The 3,203-nt window shown below is 71.0% G+C and carries 3 protein-coding genes; all 3 read right to left on the bottom strand.

Annotated elements, in window-relative coordinates:
• On the bottom strand, positions 1-687 hold a 687-nt coding region (locus ACT84W_RS09790), incomplete at its 3' end, for an AAA family ATPase (RefSeq protein ID WP_444329074.1).
• A gap of 3 nt (positions 688-690) precedes the next feature.
• Complete coding sequence (locus tag ACT84W_RS09785; protein ID WP_417575032.1) at positions 691-1,545, bottom strand: NAD(+)/NADH kinase; 855 nt, start codon at positions 1,543-1,545, stop codon at positions 691-693.
• A 151-nt stretch (positions 1,546-1,696) separates the two neighbouring features.
• Positions 1,697-3,203, bottom strand: a 1,507-nt coding sequence (locus ACT84W_RS09780) for an ABC transporter ATP-binding protein (RefSeq protein ID WP_444329073.1), incomplete at its 5' end; no start/stop codon positions are given.

The following is a 3,203-nucleotide window of genomic DNA, read 5'->3' as shown; positions in this document are numbered from 1 at the left end:
GGCGCCGCCGGCCGCCGCGAGCGCCTCGCGGGCGCCCAGCGCCGAGCGCATGAGGGCGTCGGCGTGCTCTGCGCGCGGGAGCTTGGCCTCGAGGTCCTCGAGCTCGCCTTCCTTGGGGTCCACCTCGTCGATGCGAGCGCAGACGAACTCCGCCTCCTCGAGCGCCTCGGCCCCGGAGCGCGAGAGCTCCCGGGCGCGCTCGAGCTCGCGCTCCGCGTCGGCCGCGGCGGCCAAGCGCGCGCGGTACTCCCCGAGTGCGTCCGCGACGGCGTCGCCCGCCCAGGCGTCGAGCATCTCCACATGGGTCTGCACCTGCAGCAGGCGCTGGTGCTCGTGCTGGCCGCAGAGGTCGACGGTGGCGCCCACGCCCTCGGCGAGCTCGCGCACGCTGCCCATGCGCCCGTCGATCCTCACGCGCCCGCGGCCGTCGGCTCCCACGCGCCGGCAGACCACGCAGCCGTCGGGGTCCCCGCCGCGCACGTAGAAGCGGCCCTCGACCTCGAGCGCGTCGGCGCCCTCGCGCACGGCACCCGCGTCGGCGCGCTCCCCCACCAAAAGCTTGATAGCGGAGAGCAGAGCAGACTTGCCCGCGCCTGTCTCGCCGGTGAGGACGGTGAGGCCCGAGGACGGCGCCAGCTCCGCGTCGCGGATCAGCGCGACGTCGCGCACATGCAGCTCGTCGATCATCGCCTACCTGCCCGCCCCGTAGAACACGCGCGAGACGGAGCCGTAGAAGCTCTGCGCGCTGTGGTCGAGCAAAAGTATGTCGCCCGGGCCGCGCCGGATGCTCGCGCGGGTGGGCCAGCCGGCGTCGCCGTTGCCGATGGGCTGCCCGTCGGCAAAGAAGCACCGCTCGACGGGGCGCTCGGGGCTCATCTCGATCTCCACGACGTCGGAGGGCGAGGTCAGGAAGGCGCGCGCCACAAGCTTGTGGGGCGCGATCGGCACGCAGACCATGCCCGAGAACTCGGGCGTGACGATGGGCCCGCCCGCGGCGAGCGCGTAGCCCGTCGAGCCGGTGGCCGTCGAGACCACGAAGCCGTCGCCGCGAAGGCGGTCGATCTTGTTGCCGGAGACGGAGACGTCGAACTCGACCATGTCTCCCCTGCCCCCGCGCGAGAGGGCGAAGTCGTTCAGCGCGAAGCTGTGGACCGTGTAGGTCGAGCCGTCGGGGCGCACGAACTGGGACTCGACGTCGAGCGTTGCGCGGTGGCTCACGTGGAGCTCGCCGGCGAGCGCGTCCGAGACGGCCGAGATCAGCTCCGCAGGCCCCCCGCTGGTAAGGAACCCGAGGTGGCCGTATGAGATGCCCAGCATCGGGATGCCGGAGTAGCCGACGATGCGCGCGGCACGCAGAAGGGTGCCGTCGCCGCCGAGCGAGACCACGAGGTCGCAGCCCGCCGCGTCGGTCACGCGGTTGGGAAAGAGCTTCTTGTCGTGCGCCCAGCTGACCTCGATGCCCTGCTCGTCGAGCCAGGCGTCGAGCTTGCGGGCATCCTCGACGGCGTCGGGCCGCGAGTAGTTGGGGACGATGAGGACCTTCAAGGGGCATGCTCCTCGGCAGAATTCGGAAATCTTGTTCGATTCTAACACCGGCCGCCCGCGGCAGGAGCCTGTCCTGCCGCGGGCGGTCATGTGCGGGTCGCGCTGTATGGGGCGAGCGGGGCGCCGGGGCTTCTTGCCCGCCCCTGCCCTGCTAGTCGAGCTCCTTCGCGCCGGTGTAGAGCTGCCAGTACTCGCCGCGCTGCTCGAGCAGCTCCTCGTGCGTGCCGCGCTCCACGATGCGCCCGTGCTCGAGGACCATGATGGCGTCGGCGTTGCGCACGGTCGAGAGCCGGTGCGCGATCACGAAGACCGTGCGCCCGCGCATGAGGGCGTCCATGCCCCGCTGGATGAGCGCCTCGGTGCGCGTGTCGATCGAGCTCGTCGCCTCATCGAGGATGAGCACGGGCGGGTCGGCCACGGCGGCGCGGGCGATGGCGATGAGCTGGCGCTGGCCCTGGCTGAGGTTCGCGCCGTCGGCGACGACCGGCGTGTCGTAGCCCTGCGGCAGGCGCTCGATGAAGCCGTCGGCCGAGGCCACGCGCGCCGCGGCGCGCACCTGCTCGTCGGTCGCGTCGAGCTTGCCGAAGCGGATGTTGTCCGCGATCGTCCCGGCAAAGAGGTGCGTGTCCTGCAGCACGATGCCGAGGCTGCGGCGCAGCGACTCCTTGCGGATGTCGCGCACGTCGATACCGTCATAGGTGATGACGCCGTCGCGCACGTCGTAGAAGCGGTTGATCAGGTTCGTGATGGTCGTCTTGCCCGCGCCGGTCGAGCCGACGAAGGCGATCTTCTGGCCCGGCTTGGCAAACAGGCTCAGGTCCTCGAGCACGGTCTGGCCTGGGACGTAGCCGAAGTCGACGTTGTAGAGGCGCACGTCGCCCGCGAGCGGCACGTCCTCGCCGTCGATGCGCCACGCCCAGCCAGCGGCGCCCGACGCGGTGCGCGCGGCCTGGGCGTCGGAGCGCACGAGCTCGACCGTGCCCTCGTCGACCTCGGGGGCGAGCGCCATCGCCGCGAAGATCCTCTCGGCGCCGGCGAGCGCGGTGAGCAGGAAGTTGCCCTGCTGGGTGAGCTGGTTGAGCGGCATGCACGCCTGGCGGACGAAGACCAGGTAGGAGGCGAGGCTGCCCACGTCGACGGAGCCCGCGATGGCCAGCAGCGCGCCCACGATGGTCACGACGCCGAAGTTGAGGTAGCTGATCGCGACCGTCATGGGGACCATCGTCGCCGCGTAGGCCTGGGCGGTCGTGCCGGTGTCGCGCAGCGACTCGTTGAGGCCGTCGAAGTCGGCGATGGCCGCTGGCTCGTGGTTGAACACCTTAACGACCTTCTGGCCCGCCATGGTCTCCTCGATGAAGCCGTCGAGCTCGCCGAGCGTCTGCTGCTGGGCCGAGAAGAACTTCCTGCTGCGGCCGCCGGAGTAGCGCACGTAGAGCACCACGACGACGTCGCAGGCGATGGTGATCAGCGTGAGGCGCCAGTCGAGGACGACGAGGAGCACGAGGGTGCCCACCGTCTGGATGAGCGCCTGGACGGCGCCGGCGAAGCTGTTGTTGAGCGCCTCGGAAACCGTGTCGACGTCGTTCGTGAAGAAGCTCATCACGTCGCCGTGGCGCGTCGCGTCGAAGAACGAGAGCGGCAGGCGCAGGATGTGGTCA

Origin of the sequence: Paratractidigestivibacter sp., assembly GCF_052362415.1 — a bacterium.
Taxonomy (GTDB): domain Bacteria; phylum Actinomycetota; class Coriobacteriia; order Coriobacteriales; family Atopobiaceae; genus Paratractidigestivibacter.
Note: the sequence above shows the minus strand (reverse complement) of the source record. Positions and strands in the feature narration are given on the sequence as shown.